Origin of the sequence: Acinetobacter sp. HZNU-JH01 (genome assembly GCF_037996845.1) — a bacterium.
In the GTDB taxonomy this organism is placed as follows: Bacteria; Pseudomonadota; Gammaproteobacteria; order Pseudomonadales; family Moraxellaceae; genus Acinetobacter; species Acinetobacter haemolyticus.
This window is the reverse complement of record NZ_JBBMZX010000001.1, coordinates 2,822,564-2,844,225: the sequence shown is the minus strand read 5'-3', so window position 1 is coordinate 2,844,225 and position 21,662 is coordinate 2,822,564. Positions and strand designations below refer to the sequence as shown.

General features: G+C 36.7%; 18 protein-coding genes, 1 tRNA gene and 1 pseudogene. 10 read left to right on the top strand and 10 right to left on the bottom strand.

Going from position 1 to position 21,662, the window contains the following annotated elements; translation table 11 throughout:
* Positions 1-9: 9 nt before the first annotated feature.
* From AAC851_RS13440 to AAC851_RS13415, 6 genes are all read right to left on the bottom strand, one after another.
* The gene (locus AAC851_RS13440) at positions 10-1,209 is read right to left on the bottom strand and encodes a TolC family protein (protein WP_334009905.1); all 1,200 of its coding nucleotides are present in this window, start codon (positions 1,207-1,209) and stop codon (positions 10-12) included.
* Between the two features lie 48 nt (positions 1,210-1,257).
* On the bottom strand, positions 1,258-1,710 hold the full coding sequence (locus AAC851_RS13435; protein WP_005058242.1) for a hypothetical protein: 453 nt from the start codon (positions 1,708-1,710) through the stop codon (positions 1,258-1,260).
* Between the two features lie 147 nt (positions 1,711-1,857).
* Positions 1,858-2,751 (bottom strand): recombination directionality factor, encoded by an 894-nt coding sequence (locus AAC851_RS13430; protein ID WP_334009908.1) that lies wholly within the window; start codon positions 2,749-2,751, stop codon positions 1,858-1,860.
* A 134-nt stretch (positions 2,752-2,885) separates the two neighbouring features.
* Positions 2,886-4,034 carry a YqaJ viral recombinase family nuclease gene (locus AAC851_RS13425; protein ID WP_334009910.1) on the bottom strand — a complete coding sequence of 383 codons (1,149 nt, stop codon included), beginning with the start codon at positions 4,032-4,034 and terminating at the stop codon, positions 2,886-2,888.
* Positions 4,035-4,204: 170 nt separating this feature from the next.
* Positions 4,205-5,260: a DUF932 domain-containing protein gene (locus AAC851_RS13420; RefSeq protein WP_334009913.1), complete on the bottom strand. Its 1,056-nt coding sequence runs from the start codon at positions 5,258-5,260 to the stop codon at positions 4,205-4,207.
* A gap of 62 nt (positions 5,261-5,322) precedes the next feature.
* Entirely contained in the window at positions 5,323-5,640 is a 318-nt protein-coding gene (locus AAC851_RS13415; protein ID WP_241321001.1) for a hypothetical protein, read from the bottom strand.
* Between the two features lie 804 nt (positions 5,641-6,444).
* Here AAC851_RS13415 and AAC851_RS13410 point away from each other — a divergent pair.
* The 3 genes from AAC851_RS13410 (at position 6,445) to AAC851_RS13400 (ending at position 7,797) form a co-directional block, all read left to right on the top strand.
* Complete coding sequence (locus AAC851_RS13410; protein ID WP_334009922.1) at positions 6,445-6,720, top strand: hypothetical protein; 276 nt, start codon at positions 6,445-6,447, stop codon at positions 6,718-6,720.
* 182 nt (positions 6,721-6,902) lie between these two features.
* The gene (locus AAC851_RS13405; RefSeq protein WP_334009924.1) at positions 6,903-7,208 is read left to right on the top strand and encodes a hypothetical protein; all 306 of its coding nucleotides are present in this window, start codon (positions 6,903-6,905) and stop codon (positions 7,206-7,208) included.
* A gap of 103 nt (positions 7,209-7,311) precedes the next feature.
* Positions 7,312-7,797, top strand: coding sequence for a hypothetical protein (locus tag AAC851_RS13400; RefSeq protein WP_004808213.1), 486 nt, complete (start codon positions 7,312-7,314; stop codon positions 7,795-7,797).
* A gap of 186 nt (positions 7,798-7,983) precedes the next feature.
* On the opposite strand, the gene AAC851_RS13395 is transcribed toward AAC851_RS13400, so the two are convergent.
* A complete protein-coding gene (locus tag AAC851_RS13395; RefSeq protein ID WP_334009928.1) occupies positions 7,984-9,210 on the bottom strand; it encodes a hypothetical protein in 1,227 nt (408 codons plus the stop codon).
* 220 nt (positions 9,211-9,430) lie between these two features.
* On the opposite strand from AAC851_RS13395, the gene AAC851_RS13390 reads away from it, so the two are divergent.
* From AAC851_RS13390 to AAC851_RS13380, 3 genes are all read left to right on the top strand, one after another.
* The gene (locus tag AAC851_RS13390) at positions 9,431-9,640 is read left to right on the top strand and encodes a helix-turn-helix transcriptional regulator (protein ID WP_334009931.1); all 210 of its coding nucleotides are present in this window, start codon (positions 9,431-9,433) and stop codon (positions 9,638-9,640) included.
* 265 nt (positions 9,641-9,905) lie between these two features.
* Complete coding sequence (locus AAC851_RS13385) at positions 9,906-11,201, top strand: YagK/YfjJ domain-containing protein (protein ID WP_334009934.1); 1,296 nt, start codon at positions 9,906-9,908, stop codon at positions 11,199-11,201.
* A gap of 31 nt (positions 11,202-11,232) precedes the next feature.
* Positions 11,233-12,240: a hypothetical protein gene (locus AAC851_RS13380; protein WP_334009937.1), complete on the top strand. Its 1,008-nt coding sequence runs from the start codon at positions 11,233-11,235 to the stop codon at positions 12,238-12,240.
* A 235-nt stretch (positions 12,241-12,475) separates the two neighbouring features.
* Here AAC851_RS13380 and AAC851_RS13375 read toward each other — a convergent pair whose 3' ends face one another.
* The 3 genes and pseudogenes from AAC851_RS13375 to AAC851_RS13365 all read right to left on the bottom strand — a co-directional run.
* Positions 12,476-15,169: an nSTAND1 domain-containing NTPase gene (locus AAC851_RS13375; RefSeq protein WP_279676471.1), complete on the bottom strand. Its 2,694-nt coding sequence runs from the start codon at positions 15,167-15,169 to the stop codon at positions 12,476-12,478.
* Positions 15,170-15,705: 536 nt separating this feature from the next.
* Positions 15,706-15,795: transfer RNA gene (locus tag AAC851_RS13370), tRNA-Ser, on the bottom strand.
* Between the two features lie 107 nt (positions 15,796-15,902).
* Positions 15,903-16,238 (bottom strand): annotated as a pseudogene (locus AAC851_RS13365) (GreA/GreB family elongation factor); the annotation flags it as partial.
* A gap of 108 nt (positions 16,239-16,346) precedes the next feature.
* Here AAC851_RS13365 and gmtY point away from each other — a divergent pair.
* The 4 genes from gmtY to greB are packed head-to-tail and all read left to right on the top strand — an operon-like array spanning position 16,347 to position 21,484.
* Entirely contained in the window at positions 16,347-17,657 is a 1,311-nt protein-coding gene (gmtY, locus tag AAC851_RS13360; protein WP_340600955.1) for a gamma-mobile-trio recombinase GmtY, read from the top strand.
* Entirely contained in the window at positions 17,654-20,413 is a 2,760-nt protein-coding gene (gmtZ, locus tag AAC851_RS13355; protein ID WP_340600954.1) for a gamma-mobile-trio integrase GmtZ, read from the top strand. Before gmtY ends, gmtZ begins: the two co-directional genes overlap by 4 nt.
* A complete protein-coding gene (gmtX, locus tag AAC851_RS13350; protein WP_340600953.1) occupies positions 20,403-21,014 on the top strand; it encodes a gamma-mobile-trio protein GmtX in 612 nt (203 codons plus the stop codon). The genes gmtZ and gmtX overlap by 11 nt, the downstream gene beginning before the upstream one ends.
* Complete coding sequence (gene greB, locus AAC851_RS13345; RefSeq protein WP_340600952.1) at positions 21,011-21,484, top strand: transcription elongation factor GreB; 474 nt, start codon at positions 21,011-21,013, stop codon at positions 21,482-21,484. The genes gmtX and greB overlap by 4 nt, the downstream gene beginning before the upstream one ends.
* Positions 21,485-21,662: the final 178 nt, after the last annotated feature.

The following is a 21,662-nucleotide window of genomic DNA, read 5'->3' as shown; positions in this document are numbered from 1 at the left end:
TTCTTGCCCTTATTCTTGATCTAAATGAGTAATGTAGTTGCGCTCGACTTCTGCAATTTCTGTCTGCAAAGCCAACCACAAATCGAATCGAGCAAGATGTTTGTCTAACCAAATTTGCTTAATGCTATTGAACTCAAGTAACGAGTTTTTCCCTGCTTGGTATCCCATCTCTGCAATGCGAAGACTTTCATTGGTTGCGGGCAAAACGGTTTGATCATATTGGTGGATCACATCGATTAAGTTAGAAACCTCAATGGACTTGTTTTCCAGTTCAATTTTAGAATTACGGCTAACCCATACAGACTGCGTTTCAGCTTTCATCTGTTCCGCTTGGGCAATCGCAATATTGCCTTTATTTCGGTTGAAGATATTGAGTGGTATTGAGGTTGAAACTTGGAATACCTTGTCATTGGTTTCTTGATAGTTTTTGACCCCAACACCCAAAGTGATATCAGGTATTGCTTCTTTACGAGCGAGTTCAAATTGTGTCTTTTTCAATTTTGAACTCAGAAACGCTTCTTGCTCAGCCAAACTAATTTTGTCTGTGAAATTAAAACTTAGAGGAACTTCTAAAGCGTTACTTGGTAGATTCGATGTGAACTTAGAGCACAGATTCTTCTGAAACTGCCCCTTTTTCACTTCATTTTGATAACGTAGTTTTGATTCAGATGAAAGTGCTGCACTGAGCTGAGCATCCGAAGGAATGACTCGCCCAAACTTGAGCCTTTCCGAAAGAACATTGGCTTGTCTTGCATTCAACTTGCTTTCTGTTGAATAAACTTCAGCACGTTGAGTTGCCACATACCAGTTCGCCATACAGATTCTTAAATCTGCTTTGAGTTCAGCCTGACGCTTTGCTATTTCGAACTGATTACGATCACCTTGAAAACTCGCAATTTGCTTTCTCAAGGAGAGTTTATTACTAAGAGGAATCTCTTGTGACAACCCTAACAAGGTTGTTGAGCCATCCAAACCCTTCAATTTGGAATTACCAAGATTATCCAACTCCACATTGAAAGTCGGATTATTTAATCTGCCAGCAAACTTTTGGTTGATTTCATAAGCTTGCTCGGACTGCTGTAGGCTATTGAGTACACCATCACTTGCGATAACCTGCTTTTGTAGTTCAGCATAATTCGTTTCCGCAAATGCGTTTGCTGCCGTTACTACAAAACCACAGCTAAGGAATAGCTGATAAATTTTAGACATGACTTTACCTATACAAAAAAATGAATAATTATTTTTTGTATATAAAAATCAATTTCTTAGAACAATAAGAGCTTTTGTATAGGTATAAGAATTACGTAAAATAAATATTCTTTTTCTAAAGTCAAATACCCGAATCTGATGTTCAGATAACTTTAGGAACAGAAAAATAAGAGCAGTGATAAAACTTAGAATAAACACAGGGTCTATGCTTAGATCACTATCAGAAGAAATAGGCTTCACCGAGTGATGGTAGATTGGCTCATCAAAATTCTTCCAAGTGTGTGTTTCTACATCATGATCAGTCATACTTGTAAAAGAATCACCTGAGTGCTGCAAAGACCAATGACTTGATGCATCATCTTCCACAACAATACTTAATTCATGTTGGTGTTCAATATTTTCAAGTAAAACAGGTGCCCACGCATGAACTCCCGTAATTGTTATCGTAAACAAAAACAGGATAAATGCGAGTATAAGCTTAGACAACCTACTTGAACGCATGACGATGGACATACTTCTGATTTGCTAACAAAATACTAAAAAGTGTTATTAAAGTAAATCTAATTTAACTTCACATTTACACATAAATCAATTTCAAATCGCCTACCTCCAATTTGCAAAAAAAGAGTACGAATACTCTTTTTAAATTCAATTCAAAGCCTGAACCGATTGCTGCAAGCCTTTCTGAATATCCTGCACATGGTTCAGATCATGCGTTTGCTGATGTTCTGATTTAGATTCATCCGTGTAAAATTCCTCAACAATATCCAGTCCCTCATCCCCAGCAACTTCAAAACTGGCATTGCCATAACCCTGCCTTGCCACATGATCCAACGCCTCCTGATAAAACCCTGCTGCTTTGCTCTGTTCATCCATCTGCTTGGCTGAACTAATCGCATCTTTCAAGTTTGTGCCATCACGTAGAGTTAAATCTACGTAGTAAATTGGAGTGCGGTAACTTTGCGTAGTGCTCTTGCCTCTTAAAGTCAGTTGCAATGGCAAGCATGAAAGTAAATCGCCTGATGCGGCATGGTAATAACGCAGCCGTGCTGCCAAAGTGCGGATACTATTAAAGCCAGTGGTTCTAAAGATGAAAGTGCCAAACTCATCCGATTCATCTAAATTCACATACAGCCGCCCATAAGGTTTACACAACCCACCCTGTGCCAATGGACAAAGATCAGGTGATGGACATGGATGCTGTTCAATACCATTTTGTCCCAGTCGCTGACAGGTTTCTCCATTACCTGAGCAGATTAAGCGTCCAGTTTGGCGGTCAAATAGGCTGTACTCTGCCCGTAGATTCAGTTCAGGATCGTTAAAGATCATGCGTACTGGAATGGTTCTGAGTTTCTGGTTTTGTGCTTTGGCACGTAACTGTTCATCCAGTGGATGTTTCACCCAACCATCCTTATTTTGGATTTGACTAGTAATGGTAAATTGATCGTCCTTTTCAGGCAGTCGTTTGCCGTTCTTTTCCACGATCTTGCCAATGCTGATACGACCTAATACAGGTGGGGTAATAGCTAAACCTTTAATCATGATGATGTCCTCTATATAGATGTATAAATAAAATTTTGGGCATAAAAAAATCCCATACCTGTTGAAGTATGGGATCGGTTGGTGTTTGTTGATTTGATACGTAGTCGGGAAATAAATGCTGGATCGTATCTGCTCTATCCACCATTCGGATAAATCTGAAATCTTCGCGTTCCTGCTTTAGTTTGAGGGAACTGCTGTAGATATTCAGGATGCTCTTTCAGTAAGGATTTACTGTCTAGGCTGATCGAATCTTGTGACTTTTTCCAAGTGACAGAACCACCCGTAAACACTGCTCGTTCTGCCTCTTTCATCAGCATTTGTAATTGATGTTTGAGTTCATCGAAATACTGTTGGTGTTGTTCAACTTTATGTCGTTCCTCTAATAACTGGTTAAATAGGTAATTCGCTTGTTCATTTTGAGTGAGATCTTCCACCAGTAACGGCGTTTGTGCTGGATAAAGTTGCTGCAAGGCTTTAGCTGCTGAATCAGAGGCATCTACACTTGGCGGAATGCCTGTTTCGACACATTGCCAAAAGTGGCGTTCGGCATTAATGATGTGCTGAATTACGGTTTCGTTACGTGTCACCTTATAGATTTTGCTTTCATGTCCACAGATCAAGGCACAGATATGCGCGGCTTGTTTACCTGTCACCGCAAGTTGATGCTGTACCTGACACAGTACATACAGTGGTACACCATCTCGCCAAAGCTTAGAGCCATATTCCCCCACGGTTTTACATTCCAAGATTTGAACTTCTTCACTACCAACTACGGCATAATCCAAATTCGCCAACATAAAGTGTTTGTCTTCATCGGGATGCTGTAGCACTGCATTGACACGACGTACCTTATTATTGGTGTGCATGCTGTAGTACTCAGCGACTAAAGGTTCTAGCTGCTTGCCCCAATATAAGGGTGCATAGCCTGCACTTTCGTCCTCAATGTTTTGTTGCATCCGACCTGTTTTGATCATCCATAGTTCTAGCATCGACATATACGGATTGAGTCCACATGCGGTGGCTGCATCACTGCTACCAATGCCCTGCTTTCGAACTTCCAGCCATTGTTGGTAATTTATCTGCTTGGTGTTGGCAAGACGTTTGGCTACAGGAGCTTTGGTTTTACGTGGCTGTTTATTTTGAGCGTCGGTTGTGTGACTCTGTGGATGACGTTTACTTCGAGTTCCCATCTCAACCTGTTGAGTGGGTTGATTTAAGTTAGGTACATAGGGTTGTAAAGGTGGATGGTTTAAGGTGTTTTGAATTTGGGTATGGCTATTCATATTGAATATTCCTGTATGAGTAAAATCGTAAAAGCTAAATTTCGGGCATAAAAAAAGCCACATCTGGAGAATGTGGCTAAAGGTGTTTGTTGTGCTTTACGGTATTATCTTATGTTTAAATTAAGCGGCTTAGCTTAAATAAAACTGAATAAATGGTGTGCTTTTCTTAACTAACCAACCATTCTCAATGCCTGTTCCAAGCCTCGTTGCTTGATCACTGCACCTGCTCCAAACCATGCTGAATCGAGTCGATGGTCAGTACTCATGGCCCGACGCTCATGATCTGTGAATTCCGTAATGGCACACAGTAAACCATACGCCGTATCTTTGGCTGAGCTGAGTTCTGCACCACGCCCATGCCCGTTAAACATGGTCATGACTTTCGACATGGCTCGTCCATTCGGTTCAGTTTTATTATCAGCTTTGGTTGTTGTGTTGATGCCTTGATTCGGCATGGCTGCATTTCGGTAAAACTGCACAATGCTTTCATCCTGTTCTGCTGTACTGAGACTGGTGTTATTAAACACCGCATCAAAATAGGCTGCTGCTTCTTGTTGAGTCACTTTACGCTGACTAAGCTGTTTCATCTCATACATGTGTTCATCCCATGCACGCACCGAAATCCCCAATTGCTGTTTGACTTTCTCAGCATCAAATCGGGTACTGTGTGGAACTTTGACCACACCTGAATTACCTTGCTGTCCACGTAGAGCGATTGCTAAGGTGTTGTTACACACCACTCGAATACTGGTGAACTGTGCTGTCGTTGCCAATGTACCATCACAAGCTGTCGCTAAAAGAATATAACCATTGCTGACGTCTTTACCTTTTAAAGCGGAAGTCTGTCCTGTTTTCGCCAATGCCCAGAACTTTTTACCACCTTTGAGTACGCCTGCGGTTTCCAGTTCAAAGCCTGATTGTTCGGTCAGGTCACGATAGAATTCTAAAATCTCTTTAGGTTGCACTTCCTGAAAGCGTTGACTCACCACGGATAGAGGTGCATGGGTATCAGAACGGTAAAGTACTCGTTGTTCCTCAAAAGGCATGATGATGCTTTGCCCTTTTTCATTTTGAGCCATGTAACTGACATCGGAGGATTCGATGCGCCAATCCATGCCTGCCTGTTGTGCCCAAACCTCGATGGGTTGGTTTTGAGTGAGTTGATTACCTAAGCCGTGCCAAGGGGTTTGTCCTACAAATGCCATTGTTTCAACTAAATGTGCCATATGAATAATTCCTGTATCAATTTTGAATGGGTAAAGCGTTAGATTTGAATTTTGCTGAATACTTAATTGCGTAAATTTGGGCTAAAGCTGCGGTCACAGTGATTGCAGTAGTACTGTCTGCGATAAGTTGGGTGTAGTGGTTGTTGCTGTTCATCTTCAGTAATCAACATCCAGATACCACCGATCAGCACCCCAACGATTGCGCCTGCAATTGGTGGGATATTTAGACTTTTGGAAACACTCACGCCTAATGTGGCAAGTGCCATCGGTGACATCACACTGTTAGAAATGGGGTTATTGGTTGAAGTACTGGGTAAATGTTGCGGTGATTGTAGTTGTACCGTCTCTCGGGACTGGCAATAAGGACATGGCAAACTCATTGTGGTAGTTCCTGTAAATGAATAAAAAAGCCTGCTGGGGAAGCAGGCAAAATGATTGCGATGTAGTTGAAGCATGTATTGGTGCGGTCTCGAATGGAGAAGCACCGTTCTCATTTAGATACTATGTATTTGTATTTTTTTAGAATGCGTTTTTTATCATCAGTTTTAGGCAATTTTTGAATGAAGGTTAATAGATCAATTGACCTGTTTTTTAGCAACGATTATCATGCAAGGGCTGACCTACATTGTCAGTCGGTTTTAGCAGACCGTTGTATATAGCGCATCAGACTTATTCTCTTCTGAGGGTAAGCTCTATGTGAAACCTTCTCGTCCCCCTTTGCGGTAGAACGGGAGGGGGACGCGTTCGCGCGTGCTGGTTCTATATGCCCAGTCTGCTAACCCCTTTTCGTTCTGCCACCATTATTTAGCAGTGATGCGGTAGAACTTCTAATGCATATAGGAGTCAACCATGACGCAATTTACTGTGCTTTATTCCCCTGCACTTGCTCCGCCTCTCAGGCATTTCATCCCAATTCATTTATCGCACGCTTTCGCTGTGTCCTGATTGATTCAAGGCATTCATCAACTACTGCATCCATTTTGGTCAGTGGTGTTTTGTGCTGGATAAAAATCATGAAATTCATCGCACAGCTTATTTTGGTTGTCATCGTCGTGGTGGCTCTTGGGCCAAGCTTTATTTTATTGCTGGTTTTTTTATGGCTGCTGGTCTATCTGGCAGGTTGGCATAAATAGGTAATCCATCACGATTTTAAAAACAACACATCACCATGAATTGGAATATCTATGAAATATCAAACGTGGTTCGGGGTCATTACTCTTATTCTTAGTAGCAGCTTACTGATTGCATGTGACAGCAAGGTCAAACGTGACTTTAAAGCAGGCTGTCAGGCTGGTGGTCTAGATCGTTCAACCTGCTCCTGTATTTACGACAAGGTTGAGGCGCACTACTCGCCTGAGTTTATGGAAAGCATGGCAGATGTCACCACTCGGGAAACCATGCAACCACCACCTGAATTTAACCAAGTGATGGCGAATGCTGTACAGCAATGTAAAGAATAAGGCAGGGATCAAAAATGAAAAATTATTTAATTATCGGTTACATCGTTATCGCAGTGATTTGCTCAGTCTATTTCAAAAATTGTAGCAGCACCGCTCACCTGCCTTATTCCTACAACCTCGGTAAAGCAGCGGTCTGGCCTGTCACCATTTTTAGGAAATAAATAAGCATAAGGAGATTCAAGATGAAGAAACTATTTTTAGCTTTGGGGCTGAGTGTGTTGTGTGGTTCTGCTTTTGCCAAAGCCAATACCGTCACTGTCGCCGTAAAGAAAATTGAAGGCTTTGGCGAATCAGGTGATGCATTTACGTTTAAAACGACTTCAGGCAAACGCTATATGGTGTACAACGCTGGTGGCGCAAATCCAATTCAGGGTGAAGAATTGATTTCCAGTTCTGCCAAATCAAAAAAGGCGGTTTGCCTACGCCTGAGTACAGAGCAGACCCAACCACGCATGGTGGAATCAGTCCGTTCAGGTAAATGTAAATAACGATCTCAATCATCAAAACAATAATGCAAAAACCAAATGATTGGTTGAGCCATGTGGCTCAACCAATGCAATCAATAAAGAATTTAAGAATAGGAATTGAACAATGAATCTGATCAAGTCATTGCTGTACTCAAGCTTGCTGATCGCTAGCCTCAGTGCATGCAGTCCACCCACTGAAACTAAAGCAAAAAGTGAAAATACCGCGTCACAAACCACTGAAGATCCAGCAGATGATAAGTTTAAAACGACGATGGTGGATAGCTCTGAATATGACTTAAATGGTCCACCTGTTGAACCCGTACAAACAGCACCGCAGGAACAGTTTGAAGTCCGTGTTCGCCGTGAAGAATCTCAATACTCGATGACAGGCTATACCGATTTGTTGAACATCATGTCATTGAATGATGCGCCAACCACCATCACAGGGGTTTTAATCAACCGTGGCAATTGTAGAAGCAAAGGCACTTACGATTACCAAAATATGCGTTATGGTTCTGTGGCAAAGGTCTACTTAGGCTGTTCTGCCGAATATGTACGTGAAGTGACCATCACGACCAGCAGCGGTTTGACCTATACCTATAATTTTTAGGTATTCAAAACATCAAATTCTGATGCGTTTGCTAACGTAAAATTTGATGTTATGCCCGACAAAACTGCTGACTGATTCCAGTCAGCAGTATAGCCAATTTGATACTAAAAACGGCAATTTTGATAAGCTCAGGCTTTGAAAAGATTAGTCTTTGTTTTAGAAAAATAATGCTTTTTTACGGTTAGATTATTTTTCCATATTTTGCAGTAAATCTTTATATTGCGAGCTAATTGTTGTGTTTAAGATCATATATTCTACACATTTTGTACGTTCTGAATTTCCACTCACTGGTGTATAGGCAGAACACAACAACACCTTGGTTTCTGTTTTGTTCTCTGGTTTGAGCAGTCTATCTGTCACGCTGAATTTAATATCTAAATCATATCTACTAAGAGCATTAATTTTTTTTAATCGTTCAGATATTTCTTGCAAGAATGCCAACGGCTTCATATCCGTTTTTTCTTGTTGAAGTAACAAATCAACTGTATTAAAAAACTTAGCCTTATCAGGCCTATTCTCTGGATTTACGTTCTCAAGTTTGGCTAATTCTCTCTTACAAATCTCATTGCGTTTATTGTCTTTTTTCTCTTTGTTAATTTCATACAACCACAATGCGACTAAATCAGTCTGCACTGAAATATTTTTTTCATAGTGATGATCTACATTCGACCTCAGATCCAGTGTTTGTAAAATCTTATTGATTTCATGTAATTCTTCAATCTTGATCCCCTTTTGACCATTATCAACATCGGCAACGTCATGATAAAACCAGACCCGATGTGCAATGTATTGCAGAAAAAATGTCGTCATACTATCCGCAATATTCTCAGTGGGTTCATCAATTCTTAAGTTATAGCTTAAGTAATCATACCTTAATGACCCTTTTTTTACTTCTTTGTATTCCACAAATGAGGTTGTAAATTTTGGTGAAAAAAAGCGTAAATAATGATTGAGTGGCCTAAACATTTTTGCGATATCAATTGGATTGCTCAGTTCTGCTTGATATTCGCCGTCAGCACTATGTTGATACTTTTCAATAATTAACTGAAAATAAATATAGTCATAAACCAGTTGATCAATAGGTAAATCAATCAACAAATCCGAAATGTAGTATTCACGTGTTGTGTCAGCAAGGAAATTTTCGATTTCAAGATGCTTACTAATCCTACTTACATTTTCTAAAAACTCAGGCTCTCTATATTTAATAATATTCACGACTTGCTCGAGCGTAAGTGCATGAGATTTTAAAATATCCTCAGATATACCTAGGACTCCCGTTTCAAAATAATTAAAAGCATGATCTATAAAACGATTATTTTTAAACAATGAAGATATCAGTGTTCTCTTCCGCTCTGAATCTAAGTTGTGACATGTATAAAATTCAAAAAAATCATTAACAAAATCATCATGCATTTCATCCCTTAACCTTTTCATATTGCTTATAAGTTTAGGGTGACTTTTATCAAGTTTTTGAATTGTAATTGATTGAACAATCAGGTTTCTGAATACGTGATGAATAATTTCCTTTGGGAATTGTATGTTTTTTGAGCTCATGTTAAAAAATAGAATTACGAAATGGACTTAATTCGAATTACATTAGCACAGAATACTCTCGTAATCGGAGGGTTTTCCCATGCAAAACAATCAGCTATCACTAAAAGTTCTACGTATCAAAGAAGTTGTAGATATCACGGGTATTTCCAGATCAAGTATCTATGAGCTTCTTAACCCGAAGTCGCCTCGTTATGATCCTACCTTCCCCAAATCGATCAAAATTTCAGTATCTGCCGTAGGCTGGTTTCAACACGAGCTTAATGCTTGGCTTTTATCGAAAAAAGCATAAGCACCAAGTGCTTATCTTTTCAATCACGCAGAAACAGTAATTTACCGATATTAAGGATGGGGCTTGATCTCAAGTCCCCTGATACACCGTTATTGTCTCTGATCTTTGCTGATGTAGTTTATATGATTAATATATATACCTAATATATTCAATAAGTTATTTAAATTCATTAAATATATTAGATCAATTCATCATATCTCTATTCTACACATACTATAGGTCAGATTTAGACAATTGTATTTTTTTACTAATTGGAGCTATATCTATGGGACAAGAATACCCAGATGTAAAAACAATTGACTTAACACCTACGACACTAGAAATGGCACTTCGACTTGAACCTCATGCTTTGATTGTAGGATCAGATTTAGATGAGTTAGAAGAATCATCATCTGATGAACCAACTGAAGATTTACCATCACCATATAACGATGAAGTTGGTGAGGCTATCGAGCATTACTATGCCTGTTATCCTGAAACAGATGATCATAATGAATTCTCAAAACATCATTCAATCAGCTTATTTAAGAAGAAACAATGGAATCCAGCAATTAGCGTTTGCAGTAATGCGATTAGCTTATGTAACGAAGTAAATCTACAGAAAGCAACCTACCTATATCAAAAAGATAAGCCTAAATCAGGAAGCTTATTCAATGATAAATGGATGCTTATATATCCTCCAATACTAGAGCTGATCCGAAACTTTCTAGTTAATTCAAAGAAGCTGAAGTCCTCAATAAGCTATAGATGCGAGCAATATGATGCGGTCATGGCTGCTTTTAATAAGATATTAAGACCGTATCAAGATTGTATTTATGACTTAATTGCATACCCATATGACCAATTGAATGAAGTTGATACCAGTGGTGTACCTACAGGTCAGAAAATCTCTGTCGCTATGCTCATTAATCAATTCATTAAAACGTTATTTGAATATTTACATTCTCCAAAATATGTACAGCGTGTGAATGATCGTCGAAAGGTAGCGAGGCGGCGTGAAAAAAAAGTACTCCAATATATCAATAAACTTCGTAAACATTACTCACGTTTAATTGGTGTACGTGTTGACTTGTATCTACCCGACGACAAGAAAAATTTTACGCCTAAAGAAATCGTAAGTAATTTCCATACTTTAATGCAGAAGCTGCGTCGTAGAGAGTCTGTACATTTAGCAGGCTACGTTACGAAGCTGGAATATGGCGTAGATCAGGCCTTACACCTTCATTGCTTTTTCTTTTTCAATGGTAGTCATCACCGTGAAGATATTAGCTTAGGCCGAATGATTGGTGAAATGTGGGATCAGCAAATTGATGGTCGACATAGCTATTTTAATTGTAATACCAGCAAGAATCGTAAAAAGTACAAATACGATGCCTTGGGTGTGATCAATCGTGATGATCAAAGCAAGTACGACAATATCGCGAAAGTTATTCACTACTTTGCCAAGTTTGAACAGTACGTCTTACATAGCAACTTAGAACGCATCAAAACACTCAATACAGGCATTTTACCTCATCTCCGTAAAGAAATGGGGCGACCAAATCTAACTAAACATTATTAATCCATTTAACCGAATTACAGAGGATTCCCAAATGAACCAAGTTTTTGTACAAAATACACAACCTAATTTTTTTAACATGGTACAAACACCACCACATGTTTATCCGAATGGAAGTGTTGGCTTTCCTACAAATGGCACAATGGTCAGACCTATGTATGGAGATCCAATGTTTAATCAAATCGCATTTGGTTTGATCAATGGTACGAAACTGATAGAACAGGATAAAATTAAGTTGTTCCATAAAGCTACGCCAACTGTACCTTATCCTCAGATGAATCAATTATGTACTTGGATTCTAGATCAAGTAAAAATTTTTGCTCATTTTATCGACCTCTTTGAAGGCTTTGAAGTTCATCCTCACTTAAAAGTCTTTCATAAATTTGCACTTCAAAATATTGGTTTAGTGACTTCACCCCAAGCCATTCCAATCACTATATTTCAAAATAACTTCAATCATTTTCGTGGTGAACTATACGTTGCCAAAGCTAAGCTTCACGCCAATAAATATGAAGCGCAAGTGCAAAAACTTCGTAATGAACAAAAAACTGTTTTCCGACGTGTAATGCAAACACAAGACCAAGCCAATTGTATTTTCTTAGAGCTACCTTTGATTGCACAAACTGATCCACCTCATTATGAGACTCAGGAAGATGCGGAGAAAATATCTGTAAAAGTGTTAAAGCAATATTTTCAGTGGCTACATAGAGCAAAGCAGCTCACAGATAAGCTTTATGATATTCAATGGCGCATCGTCAAAGGTCTTGATCAGGGGCTAACTGCACAGGCATTTGTTTACATTATTGGGAATGAAGAAAACTATATGCCCTTGCTGAAAGAACAATGGGAATTAGTCTGTCATGATTATCAACTTCATGGTATTTTTCCAGAGCCTAAGCATACCCATTGCTACGATGGACAAGGTATCGTCCAAAAAGCATGGTTACAACTTATCGAACGAGTCCATGAGCCACTTGGATTTTATCGTTATAAGGGCAATGGAATTACTTATGCGTGGAAGGAATACACAGGCAATGTATAGTAAATAAGGCCAAAAATAGATATAAAAAATAGCCTTAAGTTAAGGCTATTTTTATTTTCACAGATTGTAACTTTGAAGCTATAACTTATTAAATTTTTTCATTATGGACTTAAGATGAACTTCACTAAAAGTTCCTCAAAAGAAGGAAGTCTTAGAAATAAAAAGAAATTTATGAATAAAAATTAAAAAGTTGAACGAAACTGATGTTCTCAATTTCCTTGTTATTCAAAAATTTCTATTCATTTTTCACCTCATAGGCTTTAATCCATTTAGCCCAGCTATTTAGCTTATTACCTGAATGCTGCGTTGTAACATCTGTCCATTTCAGATCATATTTTTCTTTCAAAAGAATGCCTAAATTCTGCCCTGATAATTTATCAGTTGAATACAAATCTTTTATTTCCAATATAGCTTGTATACTAAATTCTGAACTAGCCTTAGCATAAAGAATTGAATCAAAATCATCGATCTCCATCACCCGATCATTGTCTACTAACTCAAACTTTCTCAAAATCTCTACTGTTTTATTTGTCTTACTATCATTCGGTAACTGTTGAAGACTTTTACCTACTATTTCACTATAAATTGAAATAAACAATTGAGGTGAAATTCTAGGAACAAAGAAATTAGAAGTACGTCTTCTATTCATAACGGAAGTTTTTGAACTGCCTAGATCTCGGTAAATCCATGTATTTGGCTCTGTTGTTGGTTGTAAAAAACCCGTTAATTCTAACCAACGGATAAGCCTAATAGCATATAATCGCCAAGTTTTATCAGCATACTTATTCTCTGAATATGTTTCTTTCATTAAATCAATAATACTAGTAATTGTTAAAAAAGTTCCGCTAGGTAAATCTTTCAAATGTAAGGTAATAATATGTTTTTTAAATTTTTCTCTAATTATATTCAGTAGATTTTCTTGAGTATTTCCATCCTCTAATAAATCTTCAGATAGAACATATTGAGAGTTTTCTCTTGTAGCTAATCCAAAAAGTAAAATATCAGTTCCAACATTTTGAATTGTACCTTCAGAAAAGTTTGTCTTTTCTTGTAAAGAATGAATAGTTACAGGTGACTTAGATAAATATTTCACAACATTCCAAATTGTTGAAAAATCATGTGATGGTAAATATCTAAGAGCGATAATTGGAACATTTCCTGTCAGAACAAATTCTCGGAAAATATCCCAATAGAGATTTAGCCTATTGCCACTTTTAACAATTAATCTTTTATGTAATAAACTTTGAACTATCTCATCAGTACAAATTTCAATAGTTTCTATCAAGTCTACAGGTGCCTTTGTTGCAACAAATCTTAGTGCTTTTTGTTCAGATATACTTAGTTCACTTAAATCATCCGAAAATAAACTAGCGATATCTAATTTATTTTCTAACAAATCTTCCTGTTTAGCACCTTGTTCTAATTTGTCATATAAATGGATGCATAATTTTTTTAAGAGCCACGGATAACCTTGACTTGATACTGTTAAATTATGTTTCAAATCACCATCTAATTTTTGACCAATCACATCCTCAAACTTACTAATCACAGTATGAGATTCTCTATCTGAGAATGGGCTTAATTTTCTTACCATACGATATTCGGAAAGTTTATGCCAGAAAAAATATGCAGGATTTTCCGTATGCGTAGTACTATCTGTCTTCCATGCAAAGCCAATACAAAAATTAAATTGTAAACTAGTAGCATCCATTAACATATTGGAAGTATTAGTAAATAGATCAGATAGATCTGGTTTACTAAACAATTCTTCAAACTGATCAAATACTAAGACTATTATTTGATTAGCCTTATCCACACTTTCTAAATATTCAGTAATCGACTCCGAATCTAACGGATGACTAGCATTTGTAATCAAAATATTAATTTCAGGATCACCAAATCCCTTTTTTTGAGCATTCTTCAACGTTTTAAGCAATGCAGCATAGATATATTCTGATGATTTAGCAGCTCGAACATCTACAGCACATATATAAACTTTGTGTTTTTGATGTCTATTTTCTGCTTTCTCAAGCAATTTTATGATTAATGAGCTTTTGCCTAGCCCTGAATTTCCTGTAATAGCAAAACAACGTCTAGTTGTTTCCTTTTCTTTAATTTTTTTAAAAAAATCAAAGATATCATTAATATCTTTAGTTCTCCCTACAAAGTCTTCAGGTCTAGCAGGACGATAGTCGTTCCAATCATCACCTTTTTGGACTTCAACAACTTCAATTAGGCTCTCTTCTAAACTTAACTTTTTCTCCTTCTTTGTAAATAATATTATTTTCGAGAAATCTAATTTTGATAAGTTTGAGTCCGTCGAAGCAATATTATCTAAAAGAGCTTGGTCATCAACTAAACTTAAGGACTTAGCATGATAGCAAACCACTTTAGAAGGCATTCCTCCCTCCAGAATTGCAACAGCCCAGAACTTACCATAAGGTGTGATTAGTAAACTCCATTCTCCTATATTCTCTTCAGGCAAATATTGTATTAATTGTACTTGAGGAGGAGGATTTATAATTTTGGAAGCCAATAGAGAATCAATAATTTTTCTAGGTGTATAAATAACTAACTTTCCAGCTAAGCCTTTTGATGCTAATTCATCCTCAATCCCTTTAGCTTCTTTACCCAATTCACTAGTACTAATTAACCAACCTTCTGAATATCCTTGTAAGACGATGGTACCCATTAGTTGCCTAATAATAGGAGCATCAATTTTCCCGTCTCGATAAGCTTTACATTCAACATAGATTGTTCTGTCCGCAACATTATGTTTACATAGCAAATCTAACTCCATTCCAGTCTTTTTAACTTCTTCTTCTACTTTGAAGTTTTGAATCTCAAGCATTTCTCTACTTAAAGTTTCTAGTAAATCCCCCCTCTCTTTAGTTGTGGCAGAACTTGGCACACATATTTCAATTTTCATCAAGAAATCTCTAATAGTATTTTTAAACAATTGAATTAAGTATAAAAAAGAAATCCTCTAATGTCTAAATTACGATCAATTTTTCTTTTAACTATTACGTAAAGAACAATCGGTAAACAGATGCTTAGATTATCAACTTCAAGGTGTTTTTTCCTGAACATCGGCACATCAATTGCTTTGATTAGGTATCGTCCAAAAACATGATTACAACTTATTAAACGAGTCAATCAGCCACTTGGTTTTTTATCGTTATAAGCTCACTGTATGTGAAAAAAATACTCAAGTAATGTTCACAACCTATAGCCTTTTTATTGTCATCTAAGGGTTCATTCGTGAGCCTTTTATATTTTAAAAATATCTTTTCAAAGCCAAAATTGAGTTTAGAATTATTTAATATTTTTGTACTGATTTCTTATTCAGTCCAAGATCATCCCATCTCTGCTTTTTACATTCAATATTTGATGAGGGGTAGGTTGAGGGGTAAAGTCATAGATAAAAAATAAGCCCTTGTAAAAACAAGGGCTTATTTTAATATTTGGCGGAAGCGGTGAGATTCGAACTCACGGAGGACTCACACCCTCGTCGGTTTTCAAGACCGGTGCATTAAACCGCTCTGCCACGCTTCCAATGGCGGCTATCATATAAATAAAAATGCTAGTTGGCAAATCATTTATGCAATTATATGCACTGAGTGCTCAAAATAAACTCAACAAGCTGAATTTTTATAGATTTTCTATTTTTCATAACGAATTGAGTTGATATACCAAACCTTTTTGCCCAATGGGGTATGTACTTCAACCTCGTCATCAACTTGTTTAGTTAATAATGCACGTGCCATGGGTGATTCAATCGAAATATGTTGAGGATGATGATCATAAATCTCATCAACACCAACAATTCTCAAAATTTTTTGTTCACCCGCTTCATTTTCGATCTCGACCCAAGCCCCGAAGTAAACCTTTCCCTCTTGTTCAGGAACATAGTCTACAATTTTTAACTCTTCTAAACGTTTACCAAGATAACGTACTCTTCGATCAATTTTCCTGAGCAATTGTTTGTTGTATTGATATTATAACCCCAGTACATAACATACTATTACTTCATAAATCTGTTTGACAATTGATCAATTACTGATAGTGTAATTGTTAAACATCCTAAACTTCATACTAAATAGTATATGGCTTATGTTAAGAAAATTTATGTAAATTACAAAGATTGCTCCACACAAACTACTTTGGTCTTGCCGTGTATCTTGACTGAGAAAGGTTTCATTATTTCTCATTTACGTTATTTGGCATGGTTCAACTCAAAAAGTGAAGCATGGAAAGAGAGATCTTGTTATGCGCTTAAACTTTTATTGAAGTATATTAATGTTACTCCAAACCTTGATAGTGCTACCAAAGTTCTAAAAGCCTTCACTGAGGCGTTAATCACAGGAACCATAAACTCTCCCAGCAATACTGATCCACTTGAACTTTACTGGAGACCACGTACAGTTCGAGATACGAATAACTTACTGTTCCATATCACGCATTACACAGACTTCTTAGCTCTTCAAGATGAACATGAAACGAATAAAGTAAATCCTTTTTGTAAAGCAACAGGCTATGAAGAACGCCTGAATTGGTGTGCCTATTACCACAAAAAAGCAAATGTTTTTCTAAATCACTTAACCAAGAAAGATTTATCCCCACAACAAGTGCGTATAGTTGGAAGTTTTAGAGAGGATCTAATTGATTTTGAATATGCTGTACGTTTTCCCGAAGATCAAATTGAAAGGCTCTTATATCTAGGTTTTGAAAAGAATGGGGAAATAGATTACAAATCCCAAGCTATCACCATGTTAATGAATTACGGTGGTTTAAGAAAAAGTGAAATTTTCCATATTTACACTTCAGATATAACTTTAAATCCCAACAAGCCTAAAGAAGCCTTAGTTCGTGTTTATCACCCTGAATTAGGCGCTTCACCAGATACTTACTTTAAAAACAGACGAGAATACTTGTTAGCCAAAACTGCTTACAAACCACGGAATAATTATCTGTTCTCGGAAAGACTGTATGCTGGATGGAAAACACCATTATTAACTTCAAAATTAGGTTATTTCGAAGTCGTATTTAATCCGCCAGAAAAAGCCAAAGAATTCTTATTCATTTGGGCAAACTATCTTAAATATCAGCGTATAGAACCATCAAAAAGCAATCCCCATCCTTTTGCATTTACCAATACCTTAGGCGAGCCTGAAACGATAAAAAACTTTCAGCGACTACATAAAAATGCGGTAGAACGTATCGGGTTAGTCTGTAAAAAAGCTCTTGGTACAACTGAACATGGTCACCGACATGCTTACGGCTTTCGAGCACGTCAGGCAGGTTTAAATCAAGTTGAGATTCAAAAAGCTATGCATCATAAAAGTCCAACTTCTTGCCTTGTTTATATCAAACCAACATTAGAAGAAGTTCAAGATAAACTAAGAGATATTAAATGATTAAACCACAAGCTATAAGACAAATTGAAAATAAAAAATTTAATAGCGAATTTCCTACTTTAGAATCGTTAAAACAAACTTGTAAGAATTTAGGTATTACGAACTCTGTAATTTATAAAGAAAAATATAAAGAATATGGACTTCCAGCACATCCTGAAAGAATTTATGAAGAATGGGTTAGTTATAAAGATTTTTTTGATATCATTGAATTTATTTCATATGCTGAGTTACAAAAATTAGTTATTGAAAACAACTTAAAAACTTTAAATCAGTACAAAAAATTTATAAAAAAGCAGAATGATCCATCATTACCTCTTGACCCAGAAAGTGTTTACAAAAATGAATGGAAAAATACTTACAAATTTTTTGGTAAAGAAGAACCATTTAAGCCGGATTTCATTTCTCCAGAATATATTACTTGGGCGATTAAAATAAAAGAATTTATGACTAAAGCACGCGGTGGAGGTAGTAAAGAAACTCATCTTTGCCGCTTTGTTCGTCTTTATATTGAACCATTTGACCAAAATAAAACACCCCACGCTTTTCTCATACAAGAAAAATTTGATGTAAAGTCCTTTCGTGATGTGCTTGCAAATATAGAATCTGAACCTACGAAGCGTAAACTAGTAGTTTCTGTTAATGAATTCTTAGATTACATCATTAATAATGATTTAACCATTGAAGATGAAGAAACTGGAGAAATTGTTCGGGTTGAGAATGCTCGCAATCCATTTTCATTTTTTTTAACACAACAGAATTTATCTTCGAGTACAATTCGTTCAGAAACAACAAAGCCCTGCCTACAATATCATTTCGTAAAAAAGGCTCAAGAATGGATTATGCCTGCAAATGCAAAATGCTTTCAGGATCTCGAACACCTACATAAGTTCGATGCAGATTGGGTTAAAGTCAGCTTTGATCAATTAGACTTATATGATCCCGATTGTGTTTATCGTATAGTCGACAATCAAGCCTACTTATGGTGTCCAACCGATTGGATTCACACCTATGCTCTCACCAAGATCCCGTTACGTGGTCGCCAAATTGCTTATAATGACTCTGGTGAAGCTGATGAATATATAGCGGACATTGATCCCCAAAATAAAGTTATCTGGCAAAAAAACAACTCTCCACTTTCAGGATTAACCAAGGAACAATCATTTATTAAAAGAATGCCTGATGGACAAATCGGCATGCTTACCACTACCAATAAAACAAATAATAATGGACAGGGATATACTATTCCTTGGATGCCAGATGACTTAGCTTATTGGCTAGTCAAGTTACGAAAATGGCAACAAAAATATAATCCAATCTCATATCCAAGTGCTTGGCTGGACTGCCAAAGAACAAATTTGAATGAAATACAAAGAAAAGCCAAAGGTATTAACTGTTTTTTATTTAGGCGCTTCAATGATTTTGAACCAGCAACTGTAACAAATGCACTTACGCCTAGGCTTGCTGCTGCTTTATTTCATATTCAACCATCAAATTTGATGTTAGCGGCTTTAGAAGGAAATCCCGCAACAGTGGGTTGCTATAAATCAAAATATACGCCCCATAGTATGCGTGTTAGCCTCATTACAGCCTATGTCCTAGAAATGGGTATGCCAATAGAAATTGTGATGAAAATTGTCGGGCATAGCTCTGTCATCATGTCGATCTACTATTGTAAAGTTTCAAACAATGATATTAGGACACGATTAGAAGAAGGTGAAAAAATAGCGTTAAAATCAGAAGTGGAGTCTATCCAAAGAACAATTGAACAAAATAAAATCGAAAATATCAAGAATCAACTCATTGGAAACAATACCGAATTGTTGCAAGCCTTGTCTAATGAAGTTCCTGCGGGAAATTATGTTTTTAGAGATTATGGGATTTGCCCTTTTGCAGCATCAAGATGTGAAGATGGTGGTGAAGTAATCAAAAGTAGTTCTTTCTATACACCTACACCACAAGGTTATTTAGGTATTCAAAATTGCTTACGATGTAGGCATTTCATTACAGGACCTGCTTTTATTGGTGGACTATTAGCAATTACTAACGAAATTTTACTCCAATCCAATTATCAATCTGATATCTGCGCAAAATTACAACTAAAAATCAATATGATTAATGAAGGTATTGATCAACTTGAAAGAGAAGAATATATCGCCAATCTAAAACAACAAAAATTTGAAGGAGCTGCTGAAAGATCAAAATTAGAGACTGATCTTCGTAATTTTGAATCTGAATACGAAACAGCGGCAAAAAAATTAGACATGCTCTTGTGTGATATTCAAGCCGCATATAGCCATATTACTAAATGCCATAAACTCATCAATAACAACCCTCTTATAGAGAGTGGTGAAAAACTTACTTTAATTACAGCACCTAATGCTGAATTAGTATTAGAGATGGAAGAAGTCAGTCACTATCAACAATTACAAGAAGTTTGTGAAAATGCAGTCATCTATAAATCATGCAATGCGGACCAAGCAATTTATCCAAGAACACAACTCATCGACAAGATGGCGATGTTTAATGAAATTATGCCCAACCTATTTATGCTTTCAAAAGAACAACAACTTACCGCAGGGAATCAAATTTTCAAACTCTTAATGAGCCGTCTCAAATCATGGGATAAAGTCCAAAAAGTTATGGATGGTGAAATTAAACTCATTGAACTTTCAGAATATGAACAGATTGAAAAATCGGAAATTGAACTTATTCTTCATAATTCACCAACTTTGATTGAGGCAAGCCATGAATCCTGAAGAGTTACTAAATAAGTTAAAACTTGGCTCATCACTTAAAATACAGCAATCGCTTGATGCAATCTATGAGATATGTATTGAGCAAAAGGAACGTGGAATCCGTGATTTTTCTATCAGCACAATTGCTAAATTAGGTAATAACCGTGGTGTTCCTAAAGCCCAAAGTATCCGAAATAAAACTGGTGAAAAATACAGAGCTTTAATTCAATCCTTTGCAGATCTGGCATCTCAAACCCCTAAGTTGAGAAAACCATCGCAAAGTGAGAATGACTGGATTGAAGAAATACAGAATCCAAAACACCAACTACTCGTGCGCATCATGGCATCAGAGTTAAAAGAAGCTCAACAAATGATCCGTGAAATCATTCCGCCCAAACAGAAGATTGATATTTATGATCATAAGAATATGATACCTGATGAATCATTTAGGCTTTCTGATCAAGAAGTGCGAGCATTACAATATTTATTATCTGTAGACTTCCAGAAAAAGTGGAATCTAAAACCAACACATTTTGGTGAGCTTGTGGACGAATCAAATAAGCCTGTTTTTAAAGTTTCAACCTTAGATGCCTTACGCAAGGCTTTGGAGTATTTGTCTTGAATCGTAAATTGCTGACAGCTGAAGGCTACCAACGCTTACAAGATGAACTAAATGATTTGGTGCGTAAAGAACGCCCAGAAATTACTAAGATAGTCTCATGGGCTGCCAGTCTCGGCGATAGGTCTGAAAACGCAGATTACCACTACAACAAAAGAAAGCTACGTGAAATTGACCGTAGAATTAGATACTTAACTAAACTTTTTGAAGTTGCTCATAAAGTCGAATACAGCCCTGAACAAGATGGAAAAGCTTATTTTGGTGCTTGGGTCGAATTAGAGAATGATGATGGTGAAACCATCAAATTTCGCATTGTTGGGGATGAAGAAATATATGGTCGTAAAGACTATATTTCACTCCAGTCACCTATAGCAAAAGCATGTTTAGGAAAATCAATAGACGATGAAATCCAAGTACACACACCTACTGGTAAGAAAACTTGGTATATCTGCCAAATTAACTATAACCAGTAAACGGTTATAGTTAACAAGAGCTATTTAATTTATGTAAAGCAATTACACAAAATTATTTACAGGCTCCAAAATCATCAATTATTAGTAATTTAGTAGAACATATTTTTTTCTTGAAGTTTTTTATCTCACCTAACGATAAAGCCGCCCCAATTTCATCGAATAGACTTATTGCATTGAA